The organism is Bacillus cereus group sp. BcHK124 (genome assembly GCF_027712065.1).
GTDB lineage: Bacteria > Bacillota > Bacilli > Bacillales > Bacillaceae_G > Bacillus_A > Bacillus_A pacificus.
Genome location: NZ_JAQFPJ010000004.1, coordinates 281390 through 303313, shown reverse-complemented (window position 1 = coordinate 303313; position 21924 = coordinate 281390). Strand labels below are relative to the sequence as shown.

Sequence of the window (21924 nt, the reverse complement as noted above, 5' to 3'; positions counted from 1 at the left end):
GCATGTATTAGGCACGCCGCCAGCGTTCATCCTGAGCCAGGATCAAACTCTCCAATAAAGTTAGTTTGTCTAGCATCTAAAATAAAAATTGACGTTTCACGTTGTTTGTTTCGTTTAGTTTTCAAAGTTCAACATCGCGTTTCAGCGACCTTTATAATATATCATAGTATATTATTTTCGTCAACAAGTTTTTTCGATAACTTGTATCTCTCATTTGCTGACTCTGCCTATTATATAGACTTTCTCTTCCCTATGCAAGTATTATTATAAAAAAATAAAGAGGGGAGATATCTCCCCTCTTATTCTTCTGAAGAAACCTCTTCGCTCGTTTCTTCCTCATCATCTTTTTGTGCTTTTGCTACTGTCGCTACCTCTTGTTCATCCTCTAATCGAATTAGACGAACACCTTGTGTATTACGTCCCATTTGAGAGATTTGATCAACTGGCATACGAATAATAACACCTGCCGCTGTAATTAACATGATATCTTCTTCACCTGTTACAGATTTAACAGCTACTAATTTACCGTTTTTATCTGTAATATTACAAGTCTTCAGACCTTTACCACCACGGCTTTGTAGACGGTATTCATCAATCGGCGTACGTTTTCCATAACCATTTTTCGTTACAATTAAAACATTTACATCCTCTTCGACAATTTCCATACCTACAACTTGATCCTCTTCACCTAATGTAATTGCTTTTACACCAGCCGCATTACGTCCCATAGAACGCACATCTTGCTCGTTAAAACGAATTAACATACCATTGCTTGTTCCTACAATAATATCCTTATCACCAGATGTTAAACGTACAGATATTACTTCATCCTCTTCACGAAGAGAGATTGCAATCAAACCATTTGTACGGATATTTGCAAATGATGAAAGTGGTGTTCTCTTAGAGATACCTTGTTTTGTTGTGAAGAATAAGAATTCATCGTCACCAAATTCACGAATTGGAATAATGGCGTTAATCCATTCACCCTTATCTACACCTAATAGGTTAATAATAGGTATACCTTTCGCTGTACGACTATACTCTGGGATTTCATATCCTTTCGTACGGTATACTTTACCCTTATTAGTGAAGAATAGAATATGATCATGCGTAGAAGTAGTTAATAAATGCTCTACGAAATCATCATCATTTGTCCCCATTCCTTGCACACCACGTCCACCACGGTTCTGTGTTTTATACGTGGAAGCTGGTAACCTCTTAATATAACCATTATGAGTTAACGTAATGGCGATATTTTGTTCTGGAATCAAGTCTTCATCTTCAATAGACTCCATACCACCAATTGTAATTTCTGTGCGTCTCTTATCATTGAAGCGCTCTTTTACTTCCGTTAATTCTTCACGAATAATCTCAAGAACCTTTTCTTCATCTGCTAAGATTGCTTTTAATTCAGCGATTAACTTCATTAAGTCCTGATATTCTTGTTCAATCTTTTCGCGTTCTAAACCTGTTAAACGTTGCAAACGCATATCTAAAATAGCTTGCGCTTGTTTTTCACTTAAGCCGAAACGTTCCATTAAACCTTGCTTTGCAATTTCCGCTGTTTTCGAACTACGAATTAATGTAATAACTTCATCCAGATGGTCTAAGGCAATTCGTAATCCTTCTAAAATATGAGCACGCGCTTCTGCTTTTTCTAGTTCATAAGCTGTACGTCTACGAATTACTACCTTTTGATGTTCCAAGTAATGATATAAATTTTGTTTTAAGTTCAGTACTTGCGGCTCTCCATTTACAAGAGACAGCATGTTAATACCGAAACTTGTTTGAAGTGCTGTATGTTTATATAAGTTATTTAATAATACATTAGCATTGGCATCACGACGTACTTCCATAACAATACGCATACCATTTCGATCTGATTCATCACGTAAATCTGTAATACCTTCAATTTTCTTATCGCGAACTAATTCTGCAATTTTTTCAATTAATCGCGCCTTATTTACTTGATAAGGTAGTTCCGTTACGATAATAGATTGTTTGCCATTTGACTTCTCTTCAATTTCAACTTTAGCACGAAGTATAATAGAACCGCGTCCTGTTTCATAAGCTCTACGAATACCACTTCTTCCTAAAATTAAACCTGCCGTTGGGAAATCTGGTCCTGGAATGCACTCCATTAATTCTGCAATAGTAATATCGGGATTATGACTTAATGCCAATACGCCATCAATTACTTCGCCAAGTTGATGCGGCGGAATATTCGTTGCCATACCAACTGCAATACCTGTCGTACCATTTACTAGTAAGTTAGGAAAACGCGCTGGTAATACAATCGGCTCTCTTTCAGAACCATCGTAGTTATCTTGATAATCAATCGTATTTTTTGAAATATCTCGTATTAATTCCATAGAGATTTTAGACATTCTTGCTTCTGTATAACGCATTGCTGCCGCAGAATCTCCATCGACAGATCCAAAGTTACCATGCCCATCAACAAGCATATAACGTTGACTGAAATCTTGCGCCATACGTACCATTGTTTCATAAACAGCTGAATCACCATGAGGGTGATACTTACCGATTACTTCACCAACAATACGTGCTGATTTCTTATACGCTTTATCAGCCGTAATTCCTAAATCATTCATCGCATATAAAACCCTACGATGCACAGGTTTTAATCCATCACGAACATCTGGTAATGCACGAGATACGATAACACTCATTGCGTAATCTAAAAATGAGGTACGCATTTCATGACTAATATTAATTTCTCGAATTCGTGCTTGTTGTTGATTGTCTGACATCAACGAGCACCTCCTCTTACATTTCCGTTACACATACATTGATTTATATGTAGAAGACAGGAATACTCAGATTCCTGTCATTACTCATTTAAATATCAAGGTTTTTCACGTATTTTGCATTTTCTTGGATAAAGTTACGACGTGGCTCTACTTTATCCCCCATTAAAATTTCAAATGTTTCATCTGCTTCAATTGCATCTTGAAGGGAAACTTGAAGTAATGAACGCACTTCTGGGTCCATTGTCGTTTCCCAAAGCTGGGTTGGGTTCATTTCTCCTAAACCTTTGTAACGTTGGATACCAGGCTTAGGTTGAGCTGGTAATTCAGCTAAAATCTTTTCAAGCTCTTTTTCATTATAAGCATATTGAATTTTTTTACCTTGTTGTATTTTAAACAACGGTGGCTGTGCAATATAGATATAACCATGTTCAATAATTTGACGCATATAACGATAGAAGAACGTTAATAATAGGGTACGAATATGCGCACCATCTACGTCGGCATCCGTCATAATAATAACTTTATGATAACGAGCTTTCTCGATATCAAAATCGCCGCCAATGTTCGTACCAATTGCAGTAATAATTGTACGCACTTCATCGTTAGATAAAATTTTATCCAATCTTGCTTTTTCAACATTAATAATTTTACCTTTTAACGGTAAAATCGCTTGGAAGTGACGATCACGCCCTTGTTTTGCTGATCCACCGGCAGAGTCACCCTCTACAATGTAAATTTCACTAATTGCTGGATCTTTCGAAGAGCAATCTGCTAATTTACCAGGTAAACTTGAAACTTCTAATGCGCTCTTGCGGCGTGTCAATTCACGCGCTTTTTTCGCTGCAACACGTGCACGTGCTGCCATCGTACCTTTTTCTACGATTTTTCGTGCAACATTCGGGTTTTCTAGTAAGAACTTTTCAAATGCCTCTGAAAACACAGACTCTGTAATCGTTCTTGCTTCACTATTCCCAAGTTTCGTCTTCGTTTGTCCTTCAAATTGTGGGTTTGGATGTTTAATTGATACAATTGCAGTTAAACCTTCACGAACATCCTCACCCGTTAAGTTACTGTCTGCATCTTTTAAAATACTATTTTTACGTCCATAATCGTTAATCACACGAGTTAAAGCTGTTTTAAACCCTACTTCATGTGTTCCACCTTCATACGTATGAATGTTATTCGTAAATGAGTAAATATTATTTGTATATCCTTCGTTATACTGTAAGGAAACCTCAACTTGAATACCATCTTTTGATCCTTCTACATATACAGGTTCTTCATGGATTGGTTGTTTTGAGCGATTTAAATGCTCGACGTATGATTTAATTCCACCTTCATAATGGAATTCTTTCTTTTGCTTATTTTCACGTTTATCTTCAATTGTTAATTTAATATTACGATTTAAAAATGCTAATTCACGCATACGAGTTGCGAGCGTATCAAATTCGTATACTGTTGTTTCCTGAAAAATTTCTGGATCTGGTTTAAATCGAGTTATCGTTCCTGTTTGATCTGTGTCACCAATGACTTTTAAATCCGCAACCGGAATACCTCTTTCGTATTTTTGATAATGGATTTTACCTTCACGATGTACAAATACCTCTAGTTCTGTTGATAGGGCATTTACTACAGATGCCCCAACACCATGCAAACCACCAGAAACTTTATAACCGCCGCCGCCAAACTTACCACCAGCATGAAGAACGGTCATAATAACTTCTACAGCAGGACGTCCCATTTTTTCTTGTATACCAACTGGAATACCACGTCCATTATCCGTTACACGAATACTATTATCTTCTTCGATACTAACGTTAATTTCATCACAGTACCCTGCAAGTGCCTCATCAATACTATTATCGACGATTTCCCATACAAGATGGTGAAGTCCTTTTCCGCTTGTAGATCCAATATACATACCAGGGCGTTTTCGAACTGCTTCTAGTCCTTCAAGTACCTGTATTTGACTTTCATCATATGAATTTTCTTGCATTTGCTTTTGTTCCATTGACACAAAGATCACCTACTTTTCCATTTAAACAGGGATTACGCCCTATCTATTTCACAATCTACCGTGCCGTTCGTTACATGAATTGTTTTCGCTTCTTTTAATGTTTCGTGTTCAATTCCGTCGACACTCGTCGTTGTCACAAATGTTTGCACTTTTCCTTGAATTGTATTTAACAGATGCGATTGACGATAATCATCTAATTCTGATAATACATCATCTAATAGAAGAATCGGATATTCTTTAACTTCTGAGTAAATCAATTCAATTTCAGCTAATTTTAGGGACAGTGCGGTCGTTCGTTGTTGTCCTTGCGAACCAAAGACTTGAACATTTTTACTATTAACGAAGAATTGTAAATCATCACGATGAGGACCAATTAAAGTCGTACCACGGAAAATTTCACGTTGTTTCACGGATTGAAAACTTTCATAGTATACTTCTTTTATTTTCGACAAATCCATTGATTCTGATACATCTACACTCGGTTTATAGACAATTTCTAATTCTTCTAACCCACGGCTTATACCACGATGAATTGGAGCTGCCCATTCTTGTAGTAAATGCAAAAATTCAAAGCGTTTTTGCAAAATTTTTGTACCATGCTCAATAAGTTGAAGTGTAAATACATCCAACATCGTTTCCTCATTCTTACTATTCCCTTGCATCTTTTTTAGCAAGTGATTTCGTTGTGTGAGCACCTTTTGATATTGACTCAGTTCATACAAATAGACCGGAGCTATTTGGCCTAATTCCATATCTAAAAAGCGTCTTCTTACTTGAGGGCTTCCTTTTACAAGATTTAAATCTTCTGGGGCAAACATGACAACATTCATCACGCCAATATATTGACTCAATTTTTGTTGTTCAAGTTGATTTAATTTTGCCTTTTTACCTTTTTTCGAGATATTTAATTCCAAAGACAAAGAACTATTTCTCTTTTGTAGCTTTCCTTTAATTTGACCGAAATCTTCATCCCAACGGATAAGCTCGCGATCATTAGAGGTTCTATGAGATTTCGCCATCGCTAAAACATAAATAGCTTCCATCAAATTCGTTTTCCCTTGCGCATTCTCGCCGATAATTACATTTACCTTATCTTCAAAGGAAAGCTCTAACTTTTCATAATTGCGATAGTTTTTTAATTGTATTTCTGAAATAAACAAAGGGCTCCCCCTTTATGACTGAACTTGGAAACTTCCGCTTCCTGGAATTTCAATAATATCGTTCGCATATAGTTTGCGACCTCTTCTATTTTCAAGTTCTTGATTCACGTACACTTCATATTCTTGTAAAAACCATTTTACAGCGCCACCTGTATCAATTACATCGGCTAACTTTAAAAATTGCCCTAGTGTAATATACTCTGTTGAAATTTTAATACGTTTCATAAAATCGCTCACTTTCTGAAAGTGTTCATTCTTTCATTGTACTAAATAAACTAGCATTAGGAAAGTAATACCCAAAAATCAAATAAGGGCTACTAGCATCTGAAAACTAGCAACCCTTATTTCTTACTTAGTAAGTACGAACCGGTAAAATTAATTGAATAATGGATTCATCATTTACTGTACGAATTAAGAATGGTCTCATTGCTCCAGTAAAGCTAATCTTAATTTCAGTACTATCTAATGCTTTTAGTGCATCCATCATATATTTTGCACTAAAAGATATTTTTAACTCTTCCCCATCTACTTTTTCACATTGAACTTCTTCTACTACTTTTCCGATTTCTGGTGAATTCGAGGAAATTTCTAGCATTGCCTGCTCTAAAGTTGATAATTTTACAACATTATTACGACCATCTCTTGCTAAAAGAGATGCACGATCAATTGCTTGTAAAAATTCTTTTGTATTTACAAAAATATCTGTTTTGCTCTCCGCTGGAATTAAGCGAGTTGTATCAGGGTAATTTCCTTCTAACAATCTTGAGAAGAATAATAAATGTTTTGTACGGAATAATACTTGATACTCCGTAATAACGATATCTACCATTTCTTCAGACTCATCTAGAATTTTACTTAATTCATTTAAACTTTTTCCTGGAATAACAACATTTGCTTGGAACTCATCTGCAATGCCTTCGATTTTCGCTTTTCGAAGAGCTAGTCTGTGACTATCTGTAGCAATGCCAGTTAGTTCGCTGTTATATACCTTCCAGTTTACACCTGTCAAGATTGGTCTTGTTTCAGAAGTGGAAACTGCAAATACAGTTTGTCTAATCATATGTTTAAGTAAATCCGTTGGAATCTTAAAAACATGATGTTCTTCAATTTGTGGTAACAATGGATATTCTGCAGAATCTAAACCATTTAAATTAAACTCTGATTTTCCAGAAGTTATTTTTGTCATCAAATGATTTTCCACAGAAATTTCTACAGTTTCTTTAGGCAATTTTTTTACAATTTCACTAAAATATTTAGCCTGTAAAACAATACTTCCTGATTGTTTCACTTCTACGATTTCTTTTCCATTCTCTTCAACTGGAATGAAAGATTCAATCGAAATATCAGCATCACTTCCTGTTAATGTAACTCCTTCTTCCGTAGCGACAACTTTAATCCCCGTAAGGATCGGAATTGTTGTACGAGAAGAAACTGCCTTCATTACATCTTGTACACTTCTTACAAGATAGTCTTTTTGTATTGTAAAACGCATAAAGAAAAACCTCCGGTAAGTATAAGATTTTATTTAATTAATAAAGATAAAAAATAGTAGTAATAGTAATAGGGCTTGTGGATATGTGGATAACCCCGTTAAAGGATGTAAAAACAGTCTATCTACATGTGGATAGACTGTGCGTAAAACAAGGAAAGTTATTCACACTATTCAGCTACTACTTTAAAATATCGTTAATTTCTTCAACTTGCTTTTGTAATTGCGTGTCCGTCTTAAGTAGCTTAGAAATTTTTTCATGAGCATGGATAACGGTTGTATGATCGCGTCCACCGAATTCTTCACCTATTTTAGGTAAGGAGGAGTCTGTCAGTTCACGTGATAAATACATTGCAATTTGGCGAGGAAAGGCAACTGATTTCGTTCGCTTTTTCGCCTTGAAATCTTCCAATTTTACTTGATAAACATCTCCGACAGCTTTTTGAATATCATAAATGGAGATAATTTTTGGTTTAGAATTTGGAATAATATCTTTAAGTGCTTCAGCTGCTAAATCAGCATTAATATCTTTATTAATTAAAGATGAATAAGCTACAACTCGGATGAGTGCACCTTCTAGTTCACGAATATTTGAATCGATTTGATTTGCAATATAAAGCATGACCTCATTTGGTATATCAAGTCCTTCAGCCTTTGCTTTTTTGCGCAAAATTGCAATTCGTGTTTCTAAATCTGGTGGCGTAATATCCGTAATGAGTCCCCATTCAAAGCGAGAACGAAGACGATCTTCTAAAGTTGGAATTTCTTTTGGTGGCCGATCACTGGAAATTACAATTTGTTTACTTTCTTCGTGTAATGCATTGAATGTATGGAAAAACTCTTCTTGAGTTTGTTCTTTTCCCGCTAAAAATTGAATATCATCTATCAATAAAACATCTACATTGCGGTATTTATTACGAAAATCGACTGCTTTATTATCACGAATAGAATTAATAAATTCATTTGTAAATTTTTCTGATGATAAATATACAACTTTGGCATTTGGGTTATGTTCAATTACATAATGACCAATTGCATGCATTAAATGGGTCTTTCCAAGTCCAACTCCCCCATAAATAAAGAGGGGATTATATGCTTTAGCTGGCGCTTCGGCTACGGCCAATGAAGCAGCGTGAGCAAAACGGTTACCAGAGCCAATAACAAACGTATCAAACGTATATTTTGGATTTAGCATACTCTGTGGTAAATGATTAGAATCATCTTGTGCTGAATTCGGTTTAGAAGGAGGAAGATCGATCTCCTCTTCAGCTTGACTTTGGGGAATAATAAAGCGAATAGCTAGTTTTGCCCCTGTTAAATCATAAAGTGTTTCCGAAATTAGCTCTGAATAATGAGATTCTAGCCAATCGCGGGCGAATTCATTTGGAGCCGTAATTGTTAATACATCTTTCTTTAAATTATGTGCGGTCGTTGATTTTAACCATGTTTCATAGCTTGGTTTACTGACCTTTTTTTCTAGTTCTTTTAAGGCGCTGTTCCATAAATCAGAGATGTTTTCCAAAGGTGTCCCTCCTTTACTAAGATGGTAAAAGAATAAGGTTGCGCAACAAATGTACAACCTAAATAAATATAAAATGTATATTTATACGAAACGTATTTTAAAACCTAAAAACGTCGTTTGTATATGAGATAGGGTTTTCGACAAAAAAAGCGAATGTGGATAATCATTTACCCACATGTGATTAAAACTGTCCACATGTTATACACAAATTGTGGATAAGATAAATATGTGGAAAACTTATTCAAAGTGAAAACACAACTATAATATCAAAAAAAAGTAGCTATAGCAATGAAATTAAGAAAGTTATCCACAAAATCAATACCTTGTGGAATAAACTTGTCCACAACACGATATACTGTGTAAAAGTACGAAAAGAGTTTGTGGATATAAAAAACAAGAAAAATTATTTATCCACAAGGAAATATAGCGTCTGTGAAAAAGTATGTGAATAGGTTCAAAATGAATATTTGATGAAAATTTCTAGAACCATTGACATTTTCCTAGTTGATTAACTATAATTTATAAGACTGTCTTTAACAGATATTCCTCAGGGAGGTGTCATATAATGAAAAGAACTTACCAACCAAATAAACGTAAGCGCAGCAAAGTACATGGTTTCCGCAGCCGTATGAGCACAGCGAACGGACGTAAAGTGCTAGCAGCTCGTCGTCGTAAAGGAAGAAAAGTATTATCTGCGTAGACCACTGATCGTTCAGTGGTCTTTTTTTCTAATAATAGTGAATTTCCGCTGATGAACTACAGGAGTGTCAATTGATATGAAGAAAAAACATCGTATAAAAAAGAATGATGAATTCCAGACGGTTTTTCAAAAAGGAAAATCGAATGCAAATCGTCAATTTGTTGTCTATCAACTAGATAAAGAAGAACAGCCAAACTTTCGTATTGGCCTATCTGTCAGCAAGAAAATAGGAAATGCAGTAGTGCGTAATCGAATTAAACGTATGATTCGCCAGTCGATCACAGAATTAAAAGATGAGATAGATTCTGGAAAAGATTTTGTTATAATAGCAAGGAAGCCTTGTGCAGAGATGACATATGAAGAATTGAAGAAAAGCTTAATTCATGTCTTTAAACGCTCTGGTATGAAAAGAATAAAAAAGTAGCGTAAGGAAATGAATTACACTATATACATACCGAAACAAGGAGGAGCAGGCTTTGAAAAAGAAAATAGGTTTACTAGCCATGGTTATTGCATTAATGGCAATTGCTACTGGCTGTAGTGAAGTCAATCAGCCGATTACACCGAAAAGTACTGGAATTTGGAATGAATATTTCGTATACCCGCTTTCTCAGTTAATTACGTATTTTGCCAACTTATTTGGTAGTAATTACGGTTTAGCAATCGTTGTTACAACTCTTATCATTCGTTTTGCATTATTACCGTTAATGATTAAACAAACGAAGAGTACGAAAGCAATGCAATCGTTACAACCAGAAATGGTGAAGTTAAAAGAGAAATATAGTTCTAAAGATCAAGCGACACAGCAAAAATTACAACAGGAAATGATGCAGTTATATCAAAAAAATGGTGTAAATCCATTAGCCGGTTGTTTACCAATCTTCATTCAAATGCCAATTCTATTCGCTTTTTATCATGCGATTATGAGAACGGCTGAAATTAAGCAGCATAGTTTCTTATGGTTTGATTTGGGACATGCAGATCCGTACTATATCTTACCGATTGTTGCGGCAATTACGACATTTATTCAGCAAAAGCTTGCAATGGCAGGAACTGCTGGCCAAAACCCGCAAATGGCAATGATGATTTGGCTTATGCCTATCATGATTTTAATCTTTGCAATTAACTTCCCGGCTGCATTATCACTTTACTGGGTTGTTGGTAATATCTTTGGTATTGCTCAAATGTATTTTATCAAAGGACCAGAAATTAAGGCTAGTAAGGCTGAGGGATCAGGCAAGTGAGTATAATCACTGCTAAAGGTCATACAGTCGAGCTGGCAGTAGAGGATGCTTTAAGACAATTAAATGCTTCAAAAGACCGAGTAGATATAAATATTATCGATGAGGGTAAGAGAGGGTTCTTAGGTTTATTTGGAAACCGACCTGCAGTAGTAGAAGTTGTATTGAAGAAAGATCCAATTCAAGAATGTGAAGAATATTTAAAAAATGTTATTCACGATATGGGTGTGGAAGCTGAGATTAGTAAAATTGTAAAAGGACGCGAAGTTGAATTTACAATTTACGGCGAAAATGTAGGTGTTTTGATTGGAAAGAGAGGAAACACCTTGAATTCTTTACAGTATTTAACAAAACTTGTGGCGAATCGTAATAAGAAGCAGTACATTGGTATCACACTAGATGTGGAAAATTATCGTAGTAAAAGAAAAGCTACGTTAGAAGCACTTTCTTATCGATTAGCAAAACAAGTAGTAAGTACGAAAAAAAGAGTTGTGTTGGAGCCTATGCCATCTTTTGAACGAAAGATTATCCACCAAGCATTATCTAATCATCAAAATATCATTACAACTTCTGAAGGAAAAGAACCACATCGACATGTTGTAATATCTTCCAAGTGACCGGTTACTCAATTGAGTGCCGGTTTTTTTGAGGGGAAAATAGGTGTGGATAACTAAAAAACACTAAACTTATCCACTGTGAATAAGTTTAGTGTTTTTTACATGAGGACATAATAAAATGAGTTATTATTCTTTTGTAGATAGGTTCGTTATGGTATTCTAATAATTTAGTGAAGAAAATAATCATGTTGAAATAGAGATAAATAAGCAAGTGAGGTGAAAGGACATGGAATTTGATACAATTGCCGCGATTTCCACAGCGCTTGGAGAGGGTGCAATTGCCATTGTTCGAGTAAGTGGGGATGATGCGGTTGAAAAAGTTAATCGTATTTTTAAAGGGAAGGATTTAACAGAGGTTCCTTCTCACACAATTCATTATGGTCATATTGTTGATTTAGATACAAATCAGGTTATTGAAGAAGTAATGGTGTCTATTATGCGTGCACCAAGAACTTTTACACGTGAAAATATAGTAGAAATTAACTGTCATGGTGGACTTGTTTCAGTAAATAAAGTATTGCAGCTTATTTTAGCGCAAGGAGTACGATTAGCGGAACCTGGTGAATTTACAAAACGTGCTTTTTTAAATGGCCGTATTGATTTATCACAAGCAGAAGCTGTTATGGACTTAATCCGTGCAAAAACAGATCGTGCAATGAATGTAGCGATTAATCAAATGGAAGGACGATTATCTAAATTAATCGGCCGTTTGCGTCAGGACATATTAGAAACGTTAGCTCATGTTGAGGTAAACATAGATTACCCTGAATATGATGACGTGGAAGAAATGACACATAATATTTTAATTGAGAAAGCTACACATGTTCGTGCTGAAATTGCAAAAATATTAGAAACATCGAAGCAAGGAAAGATTTTACGTGAAGGTATTGCTACTGCAATCATCGGTAGACCTAATGTTGGGAAATCATCGCTATTAAATAGTCTCGTTCAGGAGAAAAAGGCAATTGTAACTGATATTGCAGGAACAACTCGTGATGTTATTGAAGAGTACGTTAATGTGCGTGGTGTACCACTTAAACTTATAGATACAGCCGGAATTCGTGAAACAGAAGATGTTGTTGAACGAATTGGTGTAGAGCGTTCAAAAGAAATGATGAGTCAAGCTGATTTAGTGTTAGTTGTCGTTAATTATAGTGAAGCTTTAACGAATGAGGATGAAGATCTATTCCGTGCCGTACAAGGAAAAGATTTCATTGTTATTGTAAATAAGACAGATTTACCGCAAGCAATTGATATGGAACGTGTTATAGAATTGGCAGCGGGGAATCGTGTTATTACAACGTCGTTAATTGAGGAACAGGGAATAGATGAGCTTGAAACGGCAATCGCTGATTTATTCTTTGAAGGAACAATTGATTCTGCAGATGTAACATATGTTTCTAACGCGAGACATATTGGATTATTAACACAAGCAGGAAAAACAATTGGAGATGCAATTGAGGCGATAGAAAATGGTGTTCCAATTGATATGGTGCAGATTGATTTAACAAGAACGTGGGAAATACTTGGTGAAATTACTGGTGACACCGTTCATGAAAGCTTAATTGACCAGTTGTTCTCTCAATTTTGTTTAGGAAAATAATATAGTGATGTTTCAGAAAGATAGAGATTATTAGGAGGAATAAACAATGGGATACAATGCCGGTTCATACGATGTCATAGTAATCGGTGCAGGTCATGCAGGATGTGAAGCTGGTCTTGCGGCAGCACGAATGGGCTCCAAAACATTAATGTTAACAATTAACTTAGATATGGTAGCGTTTATGCCATGTAACCCTTCTGTTGGTGGACCAGCAAAAGGGATTGTTGTTCGTGAAATTGATGCATTAGGCGGAGAAATGGGACGCAACATTGATAAAACGCATATTCAAATGCGTATGTTAAATACAGGTAAAGGGCCAGCTGTACGTGCACTTCGAGCACAAGCAGATAAGTTCTCTTACCAGCATGAATTAAAGAAAACAATTGAAGAAACACCAAACTTAACGTTGTTCCAAGGAATGGTAGAGCGTTTAATCGTTGAAGACGGCGAATGTAAAGGGGTAATTACGCAAGCTGGTGCTGAATATACAGCAAAGACAGTCGTAATTACGACTGGAACGTTTTTACGTGGTGAGATTATTATGGGAGATTTAAAATATTCGAGTGGTCCAAATAATCAACAACCATCTATTACCTTATCGGAACATTTAGAGGAGCTTGGATTTGATCTTGTTAGATTTAAAACAGGTACACCTCCGCGCGTAAATAGTAATACGATTGATTACAGTAAAACAGAAATTCAGCCAGGCGATGATAAGCCACGAGCTTTCTCTTTTGAAACGACAAAGTTTATTATGGATCAAATTCCATGTTGGTTAACGTATACAAGTACGGAAACACATCGTTTAATAGATGAAAACCTACATCGCTCAGCTATGTATTCTGGTATGATTAAGGGAACAGGTCCTAGATATTGTCCTTCAATTGAAGACAAGGTAGTAAGGTTTAATGATAAACCACGTCATCAAATTTTCTTAGAGCCAGAAGGACGTAACACACAAGAAGTGTACGTACAAGGTTTATCCACAAGCTTACCAGAAGACGTACAGCGTGATATGCTTAGAACAATCCCTGGTCTAGAAAATGTTGAAATGATGCGTACAGGTTATGCAATTGAATATGATGCAATTGTGCCAACGCAACTATGGCCAACACTTGAAACGAAAAAAATTAAAAATTTATATACAGCAGGACAAATTAATGGAACTTCTGGTTACGAAGAGGCGGCAGGACAAGGGCTTATGGCCGGAATTAATGCAGCATGTCGTTCTTTAGGTAAAAAAGAAGTTATTTTAGGTCGTGAGGATGCTTATATTGGTGTCTTAATTGATGATCTTGTAACGAAAGGGACGAATGAACCATATCGTTTATTAACGTCTCGTGCAGAGTATCGTCTATTATTACGCCATGATAATGCGGATCTTCGTTTAACTGAAATTGGTCATGAAATTGGATTAATTAAAGAAGAACGCTATGAGCGATTTACAAATAAAAAATTACAAATTGAACAGGAAAAGGAACGTTTAAGTAGCATTATTATTAAACCACGTCCTGAAGTTCAAGAATTAATTCGCAATATTGGTGGAAGTGAATTGAAAGATGGAATACGTGCAAGTGACTTATTACGTCGTCCAGAGATGACATATGAGCATATCCATCTTTTAGTACCAAGTGAAGTAGAATTAAGTGATGAAGTTACAGAACAAGTTGAAATTCAGATTAAGTACGAAGGATATATCGAAAAATCTTTACAGCAAGTAGAGCGTATGAAGAAGATGGAAAGCAAAAAAATTCCTGTCGATATTGATTATGATGCGATTTCTAGCCTTGCATCAGAAGCTAGACAGAAATTGAAAGATGTTCGTCCACTTTCAGTGGGGCAGGCTTCACGTATATCGGGCGTAAATCCAGCGGACATTTCCATTTTACTTGTGTATATTGAACAAGGAAAAATTGCGCGAGTATCGAACCAATAAATAGTAAGGAGATATTGTTAGATGAACATAGAACAATTTCAATCTATGCTAGAAGAGAAGGGTATCATCCTCTCTTCTAGACAGTTAGAGCAGTTCGAAATCTACTTCGAAACATTAGTAGAGTGGAATGAAAAAATGAACTTAACGGCTATTACGGAAAAAGAGGAAGTATATTTAAAACACTTTTTTGATTCTATTACAGCTGCTTTTTATTACGATTTTTCAAAACCATTCTCAATTTGTGATGTTGGCGCAGGAGCTGGATTCCCGAGTATTCCTTTAAAAATCTGTTTCCCGCATTTAAAAGTGACGATTGTAGATTCATTGCAAAAACGTATTAATTTCTTAAATCATTTAGCACAAAAGTTGGAATTGAGTGACGTCGCGTTTTGTCATGATCGTGCTGAAACATTTGGAAAAAAAGAAGGTGTACGTGAAGCGTACGACATTGTAATGGCACGTGCAGTCGCGCGTCTTTCAGTATTAAGTGAGCTATGTTTACCACTTGTAAAAGTTGGAGGAACATTCATTGCAATGAAAGGTGCTGCAGCAAACGAAGAAATTGAAAATGGCAAGTATGCTTTAGAGGTGCTAGGCGGGGATTTAAAAGAAATGTCTACGTTCCAATTACCGTTTGAAGAAAGTGAACGTAATATTTTATTAATCGAGAAAAAGCGCAAGACACCAAAGAAATATCCACGCAAACCGGGAACACCCAATAAATTACCTATTGAAAAATAAATCTTATTAGACGTAAGATTAAATTATATAAATGAAAACGTAAATGTTTCATAGGAAACATTTTATGGAGAATAGTCAATAGGCCTAAAGGTGGTGGAATATGTATGAAAAATACGTTTTCTCGTTTATTTGGCTTTGGAGATAAAGAGAGCGAATTCGAATTACAAGACGAAAGCCATGAAGAAATAGATAAAAAGGTATATGAAGAAATACAAGAAATTCCGATAGTAAATATTACCCCTAACCGTTATCAACCACGAACAGTTTTTGATGACGCGCGTATTGAGGAACTAGCATTAACGATTCGTACACACGGACTTATTCAGCCAATTGTTGTGAGGCAATATGAGGATGATAAGTACGAGATTATTGCTGGAGAAAGGCGTTTCCGTGCAGCAACAAAGTTAGGGTGGGAAAAGGTTCCTGCAATTATAAAAAACTTAAATGATACAGAAACAGCTTCTGTGGCTTTAATTGAAAATTTGCAACGTGAGGAACTAACAGCAATCGAGGAAGCTGTGGCATATCAAAAGCTAATTGAGTTACATAATTTAACGCAAGAAGCATTGGCACAAAGACTCGGAAAAGGACAATCCACAATCGCAAATAAGTTGCGATTGTTAAAGTTGCCTGAAGAAATAAAAAATGCGTTATTAGAAAAAAGTATTACAGAACGCCATGCCCGTGCGCTCATCCCTTTAAAGAATGAGGAATTACAACTGAAGGTTTTACAGGAAATTGTGGAGAAACAACTGAATGTAAAGCAAACAGAGGAACGAATTGCGAAATTACTAGAGGAAGCAAAACCGAAGCGTAAGGCAAAGCAAAAAGCAGTAAGTCGAGATACGAGAATTGCCATGAATACAATTAGGCAGTCATTACAAATGGTTGCTGACAGTGGTTTAAATGTTAATTCTGAGGAAGAAGAGTTTGACGAGTACTATCAAATTACAATTCAAATTCCGAAGAAAAAATAATAATGGCGTGTTAGAGACCTGATCCTATTGGATAGGTCTCTTTTACTATATTTTCTTGTTAGATGAAGAAGGAGTTTACAAATAAATTTTGAAGTTTAATAAGGACGTAAAAGAAAAACTTTTATTTCATGTTACAATAAACGTAATTGTTACTAGAATAAGATAGAAAGGTTGAAAGTAGGTGACATCATGGGAAAAATCATTGCTATAGCCAATCAAAAGGGTGGCGTTGGAAAAACAACAACATCTGTTAATTTAGGGGCTGGATTGGCACAAGTAGGTAAAAAGGTCCTTCTTGTAGATATTGATGCTCAAGGAAATGCAACGACGGGTGTGGGAATTGAAAAATCCGAATTAGATCAATGTATTTACAATGTTCTTGTGGAAGATGCAGATGTTCAAGGGGTTATACAGAAAACCGCAACTGAAAACTTAGATGTTCTACCCGCTACAATTCAATTAGCAGGTGCTGAAATTGAATTGGTACCGACTATTTCCCGGGAAGTACGTTTGCAAAGGGCATTACAGCCAGTTCGTGATGAATATGATTATATTATTATCGACTGTCCCCCGTCCTTAGGGTTATTAACGATTAATGCATTAACTGCAGCAGATTCTGTTATTATTCCTGTTCAATGCGAATATTACGCACTAGAAGGGTTAAGTCAGCTATTAAATACAGTTCGACTTGTGCAAAAGCACTTAAATAAAAATCTAGCAATTCAAGGCGTATTGCTAACAATGTTAGATGCCCGTACAAATTTAGGGATTCAGGTTATAGATGAAGTGAAAAAATACTTTAGAGATAAAGTATACCGTTCGATTATCCCTCGTAATGTTCGTTTGAGTGAAGCACCAAGTCATGGGAAACCAATTATGCAGTATGACGCTAAATCAAGAGGGGCAGAAGTATATATAGATTTAGCAGAGGAAGTGATTGCAGGTGGCTAAAGGATTAGGAAGAGGAATCAATGTGTTTTTTCCTGATTTAGATGCGAAAGAAGAAGAGACAATTCAGGAGATTACGATAACTGAATTAAGACCGAATCCATATCAACCACGTAAACACTTTAATAAAGAGGCGATTCAGGAATTATCGGCCTCTATTAAAGAGCACGGCATATTACAACCATTAATTGCTAGAAAGAGTATTAAAGGATATGAAATTGTTGCAGGTGAAAGAAGATATCGTGCTGCTAAAGAGGCGGGACTCGAAAAAGTACCTGCCGTTGTAAGACAATTAAATGAGCAGCAAATGATGGAGTTTGCATTGCTTGAAAACTTACAACGAGAAGATTTAAATCCAATGGAAGAAGCAATGGCATATCAAATGTTAATGAATGAGCTAAATGTGACGCAAGAACAATTAGCAAAACGTCTTGGTAAGAGTAGACCTTACATTGCAAACTATACGCGGTTATTGAGCCTCCCTTCTTTTGTTCAAGATATGATTGCAAATGGTCAACTTTCAATGGCTCATGGGAGAACCTTGCTTACGATAAAAGATGAAGAACAATTGAAAGCTTTATTGAAACGAATTGAAAAAGAAGGATTAAATGTTCGTCAATTAGAGAAAATTGTTCAGGAGATCAATCAACGCGTTTCACGTGAAACAAAACAAGTGAAAAAAGAAAGAAATATATTTTTCGTAGAACGCGAAACATTCTTAAGAGAAAAGTTTGGCACAGATGTAAAAATTAAAGAAACAAAAAAAGAAAAAGGTAAAATCGAAATTGAATTTTTCAATAAAGAAGATTTAAATCGTATTTTAGAATTATTAGCGCAGCAAAACTAAAAAGCAAACCATCTTATTATTTATAGATGGTTTGCTTTTTTTAATACAGATAATTTTTGGTCTGTTTCTTTTATGCTTTGTGCAATTACATCAGCCATTTTCATAACTAAACTTAATCTTGTATTTTGCAGGACGAAAAATTCCATAAAACCATTTAGATTTACGATGCCATGAATATGTAAATCACCAACTGCCGGTAATTTCTTATTCATCGCAGCTCCAGGTTTACTAGGTCCCATTCCGGTAGTGATGGAACCAATACTTTGAGACTTTCCTAAACAGGCATCCACTGCAATTATAAATGAAGCAGGATTATCTTTCTGTATATTCTGAATTTTTTCTTCTAAGTTTAGCGCATGTACTGGATCATCTAGTGTGCCGAACACTTGGAAGTTTGTAATTTCTACTTGTTCTAGTTTCGTACCGACTAACGGACCGAGTGCATCTCCTGTGGAACGATCTGTTCCGATACAAACGAGAATAATTGGTATATGAGTCTTAATAGGGATATGGGAAAGTAAGAAGTTACTAATTGTCTCGGAGGCTTCTAAATCTTGGTGCATAACATTTTGAGTTTCTTTTTCGAAAAAAGGTAAGCGAAAACTTCCAATATTCATGAAGCACCCATCCTTTTAATAAATTTTCAAAATATGTTATATGGTGAGTGAAATGGAAAACTATAAGTGCGTACTTGCTGTAAAATTTAAGTGAGAACGGAAATAATAGTACTAGTATATATATATTCGTTCCATTTTATACCTGTATGTAGGTTAACAAATGGAATTAAAGTCATAAAATTTTTTCAGCAATTAGGAGACTTCTGATACAATAAGAAGGATAACTAAAAAGAAATTTTGGCTGGAGAGGTAGAGGTACATGGATTTATTAACGAAGTGGTTTAATGCTACGAAACAGTATTTACTAGATGCTGATCGTTGGGCTCATATTGGAATTGCGACATTAAAAATATGTATCATTTTAACAATTGGTGCAATTGTAGTACGAATTGCAAGAGCGGTTGTACGGAATGCGTTTCGTATGGGAAGTCGTTCGCCAATTCAAATTTCAGAACGTCGTACAGTTACAGTAGCGAAGTTACTTGAAAATATTGTGGCATACGTTGTTATGTTTATTATGTTAATTGCGATTTTAGGTGTGTTTGATATTAATGCATCAGGTTTATTAGCCGGTGCAGGGGTAATTGGTTTGGCAGTCGGATTTGGTGCTCAAAGTTTAGTAAAAGATGTTATTACAGGGTTATTTATCTTGCTAGAAGATCAATTTTCAGTCGGTGACTACGTAAAAATTGGTCAGTTTGAAGGAGTCGTTTTAGAGATTGGACTTCGTACAACAAAAGTAAAAAGCTGGACAGGTGAAATTCATACTTTACCAAATGGAAGTATCATTCAAGTTACGAACTATTCAGTTAGTAATAGTGTAGCATTTGTTGATGTATCTATTTCGTATGAGGCTGACATAGCGAAAGCAGAGCAAGTCATTGAAGACTTATTACAAGAATTACCTGCAAAGTACGAAAAAATGGTAACAACACCGCAATTGTTAGGTGTACAAACATTAGCTGCTTCAGAAGTGATATTACGTGTTATTGCTGAAGTAGAGCCAATGCAACATGCAGTTATTGCAAGAGCACTTCGTAAAGAAATTAAAAATCGTCTAGATCTACATGGTATTGAAATTCCATATCCACGTATGGTTTTATATAATCGTGAAGAATTAGTGAGTGAAAAAGCAAATTAGTATGGAGAGGGGTTTGGAGAATGGAGCAAAAGCAGTATAACTTGTATGATGTTGTGGAAATGAAGAAAGCCCACCCATGTGGTGAGAATCGTTGGAAGATTATTCGTATGGGAATGGATATCCGCATTAAGTGCGAGGGATGTGACCATTCAGTAATGATTCCTCGAAGAGAGTTTGATCGTAAGGTAAAAAAAATACTTGTGAAGCACGAAGAATAGAGAGAAAGTAACAGTTGCAGTGGGTAGCTGTTACTTTTTTTCGTTTGGAGGAAACTTGTCATTTTTTTCGTTACTATCTATAATGATGAAAGATTGAGACATAGGAGTGAAAAATATGGGATTAACGGCTGGGATTGTTGGATTACCTAACGTAGGGAAGTCCACTTTATTTAATGCAATTACACAAGCAGGAGCAGAATCTGCAAACTATCCATTCTGTACAATTGATCCAAACGTAGGAATTGTAGAAGTACCAGATGAGCGTTTAAATAAATTAACGGAATTAGTAGAACCGAAAAAAACTGTTCCGACTGTATTTGAGTTTACTGATATTGCAGGTATCGTAAAAGGTGCTAGTAAAGGCGAAGGTTTAGGAAATAAATTCTTATCTCACATTCGCCAAGTAGATGCAATTTGCCAAGTTGTTCGTTGTTTTGAAGACGAAAATATTACGCACGTTTCAGGGAAAGTAGATCCAATTGATGATATTGAAACAATCAACCTAGAACTAATCTTAGCCGATTTAGAATCTGTTGATAAACGTATCGAACGTGTTGCGAAATTAGCAAGACAAAAAGATAAAGAAGCAGTATATGAGCATGAAATTTTAGTTCGTTTAAAAGAAGCTTTTGAAGAGGGAAAACCGGCTCGTACTGTTGAATTTACAGAAGAACAAATGAAGATTGTTAAAGGCCTTCATTTACTGACAACGAAAGAAATGTTATATGTAGCAAACGTAAGCGAGGACGATGTAATCGATCCTTCTGAAAACAAATATGTACAAATGGTAAAAGAATTTGCTGCGAATGAAAACTCTCAAGTAATCGTTGTATGTGCAAAGATCGAATCAGAAATCGCTGAGTTAGACGAAGAAGAGAAAAAGGTATTCCTTGAAGAACTAGGCATTGAAGAATCTGGTTTAGATCAATTAATTCGTGCTGCATATGATTTATTAGGACTTGCTACTTACTTCACAGCTGGTGTACAAGAAGTACGTGCATGGACATTCAAACAAGGTATGAAAGCACCACAATGTGCTGGTGTAATTCATACAGACTTTGAGCGTGGATTTATTCGTGCAGAAACAGTTTCTTACGAAGACTTAATGACAAATGGTTCTATGACAGCTGCAAAAGAAGCTGGTAAAGTTCGTTTAGAAGGAAAAGAGTATATCGTAAAAGACGGAGATGTTATGCACTTCCGTTTTAACGTTTAATTTAATATTTCCTAGGAAAAATAAAGATATGAGCTTGGCAAATATATTATATGTTTGCCAAGTTTTTTATGTATGGGTGAGTTGATTCATCTAACTTACTATGATATAATCTAAACTCGTGAGTAATTACTATAAATTAATTGCTCCTTGCCCATTATGGGCC

General features: G+C 35.6%; 20 protein-coding genes. 13 read left to right on the top strand and 7 right to left on the bottom strand.

Annotated features, from left to right (window positions below; translation table 11 throughout):
* Positions 1–299 precede the first annotated feature (299 nt).
* The 6 genes from gyrA to dnaA all read right to left on the bottom strand — a co-directional run bounded on the left by gyrA (position 300) and on the right by dnaA (position 8959).
* Positions 300–2771 (bottom strand): DNA gyrase subunit A, encoded by a 2472-nt coding sequence (gyrA, locus tag PDK19_RS09830; RefSeq protein ID WP_001282851.1) that lies wholly within the window; start codon positions 2769–2771, stop codon positions 300–302.
* 88 nt (positions 2772–2859) lie between these two features.
* Positions 2860–4782, bottom strand: a complete 1923-nt coding sequence (gene gyrB / locus PDK19_RS09825) for a DNA topoisomerase (ATP-hydrolyzing) subunit B (protein ID WP_074615130.1) — start codon at positions 4780–4782, stop codon at positions 2860–2862.
* A gap of 38 nt (positions 4783–4820) precedes the next feature.
* Positions 4821–5948 (bottom strand): DNA replication/repair protein RecF, encoded by a 1128-nt coding sequence (gene recF / locus PDK19_RS09820; protein WP_000470750.1) that lies wholly within the window; start codon positions 5946–5948, stop codon positions 4821–4823.
* A 12-nt stretch (positions 5949–5960) separates the two neighbouring features.
* Positions 5961–6173, bottom strand: coding sequence for a S4 domain-containing protein YaaA (gene yaaA / locus PDK19_RS09815; protein WP_000821367.1), 213 nt, complete (start codon positions 6171–6173; stop codon positions 5961–5963).
* Positions 6174–6300: 127 nt separating this feature from the next.
* Positions 6301–7440: a DNA polymerase III subunit beta gene (gene dnaN / locus PDK19_RS09810; RefSeq protein WP_001212895.1), complete on the bottom strand. Its 1140-nt coding sequence runs from the start codon at positions 7438–7440 to the stop codon at positions 6301–6303.
* A 178-nt stretch (positions 7441–7618) separates the two neighbouring features.
* Positions 7619–8959, bottom strand: a complete 1341-nt coding sequence (gene dnaA / locus PDK19_RS09805; RefSeq protein WP_000428025.1) for a chromosomal replication initiator protein DnaA — start codon at positions 8957–8959, stop codon at positions 7619–7621.
* Between the two features lie 565 nt (positions 8960–9524).
* Between dnaA and rpmH the strand changes: the two genes are divergently transcribed.
* The 10 genes from rpmH (at position 9525) to spo0J (ending at position 18569) form a co-directional block, all read left to right on the top strand.
* Complete coding sequence (rpmH, locus tag PDK19_RS09800) at positions 9525–9659, top strand: 50S ribosomal protein L34 (protein ID WP_000831901.1); 135 nt, start codon at positions 9525–9527, stop codon at positions 9657–9659.
* 76 nt (positions 9660–9735) lie between these two features.
* Positions 9736–10083: a ribonuclease P protein component gene (gene rnpA / locus PDK19_RS09795; RefSeq protein WP_000726627.1), complete on the top strand. Its 348-nt coding sequence runs from the start codon at positions 9736–9738 to the stop codon at positions 10081–10083.
* A 52-nt stretch (positions 10084–10135) separates the two neighbouring features.
* On the top strand, positions 10136–10903 hold the full coding sequence (gene spoIIIJ / locus PDK19_RS09790; protein ID WP_000726761.1) for a YidC family membrane integrase SpoIIIJ: 768 nt from the start codon (positions 10136–10138) through the stop codon (positions 10901–10903).
* Positions 10900–11517, top strand: coding sequence for an RNA-binding cell elongation regulator Jag/EloR (gene jag / locus PDK19_RS09785; protein WP_000022790.1), 618 nt, complete (start codon positions 10900–10902; stop codon positions 11515–11517). Before spoIIIJ ends, jag begins: the two co-directional genes overlap by 4 nt.
* A 226-nt stretch (positions 11518–11743) precedes the next feature.
* Entirely contained in the window at positions 11744–13120 is a 1377-nt protein-coding gene (gene mnmE, locus PDK19_RS09780) for a tRNA uridine-5-carboxymethylaminomethyl(34) synthesis GTPase MnmE (RefSeq protein ID WP_000393773.1), read from the top strand.
* Positions 13121–13166: 46 nt separating this feature from the next.
* Positions 13167–15056: a tRNA uridine-5-carboxymethylaminomethyl(34) synthesis enzyme MnmG gene (mnmG, locus tag PDK19_RS09775; RefSeq protein WP_000541033.1), complete on the top strand. Its 1890-nt coding sequence runs from the start codon at positions 13167–13169 to the stop codon at positions 15054–15056.
* Between the two features lie 21 nt (positions 15057–15077).
* On the top strand, positions 15078–15797 hold the full coding sequence (rsmG, locus tag PDK19_RS09770; protein WP_001019615.1) for a 16S rRNA (guanine(527)-N(7))-methyltransferase RsmG: 720 nt from the start codon (positions 15078–15080) through the stop codon (positions 15795–15797).
* Positions 15798–15901: 104 nt separating this feature from the next.
* On the top strand, positions 15902–16774 hold the full coding sequence (noc, locus tag PDK19_RS09765; RefSeq protein WP_000799023.1) for a nucleoid occlusion protein: 873 nt from the start codon (positions 15902–15904) through the stop codon (positions 16772–16774).
* Positions 16775–16963: 189 nt separating this feature from the next.
* Positions 16964–17725 carry a sporulation initiation inhibitor protein Soj gene (gene soj, locus PDK19_RS09760; RefSeq protein ID WP_000516114.1) on the top strand — a complete coding sequence of 254 codons (762 nt, stop codon included), beginning with the start codon at positions 16964–16966 and terminating at the stop codon, positions 17723–17725.
* On the top strand, positions 17718–18569 hold the full coding sequence (gene spo0J, locus PDK19_RS09755) for a stage 0 sporulation protein Spo0J (RefSeq protein WP_001051812.1): 852 nt from the start codon (positions 17718–17720) through the stop codon (positions 18567–18569). Before soj ends, spo0J begins: the two co-directional genes overlap by 8 nt.
* Positions 18570–18589: 20 nt before the next feature.
* Here spo0J and yyaC read toward each other — a convergent pair whose 3' ends face one another.
* Positions 18590–19186: a spore protease YyaC gene (yyaC, locus tag PDK19_RS09750; protein WP_014893384.1), complete on the bottom strand. Its 597-nt coding sequence runs from the start codon at positions 19184–19186 to the stop codon at positions 18590–18592.
* Between the two features lie 259 nt (positions 19187–19445).
* On the opposite strand from yyaC, the gene PDK19_RS09745 reads away from it, so the two are divergent.
* From PDK19_RS09745 to ychF, 3 genes are all read left to right on the top strand, one after another.
* Positions 19446–20327, top strand: a complete 882-nt coding sequence (locus tag PDK19_RS09745) for a mechanosensitive ion channel family protein (RefSeq protein ID WP_000365103.1) — start codon at positions 19446–19448, stop codon at positions 20325–20327.
* A 20-nt stretch (positions 20328–20347) separates the two neighbouring features.
* Positions 20348–20545, top strand: coding sequence for a DUF951 domain-containing protein (locus PDK19_RS09740; RefSeq protein WP_000436051.1), 198 nt, complete (start codon positions 20348–20350; stop codon positions 20543–20545).
* Positions 20546–20660: 115 nt separating this feature from the next.
* Entirely contained in the window at positions 20661–21761 is a 1101-nt protein-coding gene (gene ychF, locus PDK19_RS09735; RefSeq protein WP_000524669.1) for a redox-regulated ATPase YchF, read from the top strand.
* Positions 21762–21924 lie beyond the last annotated feature (163 nt).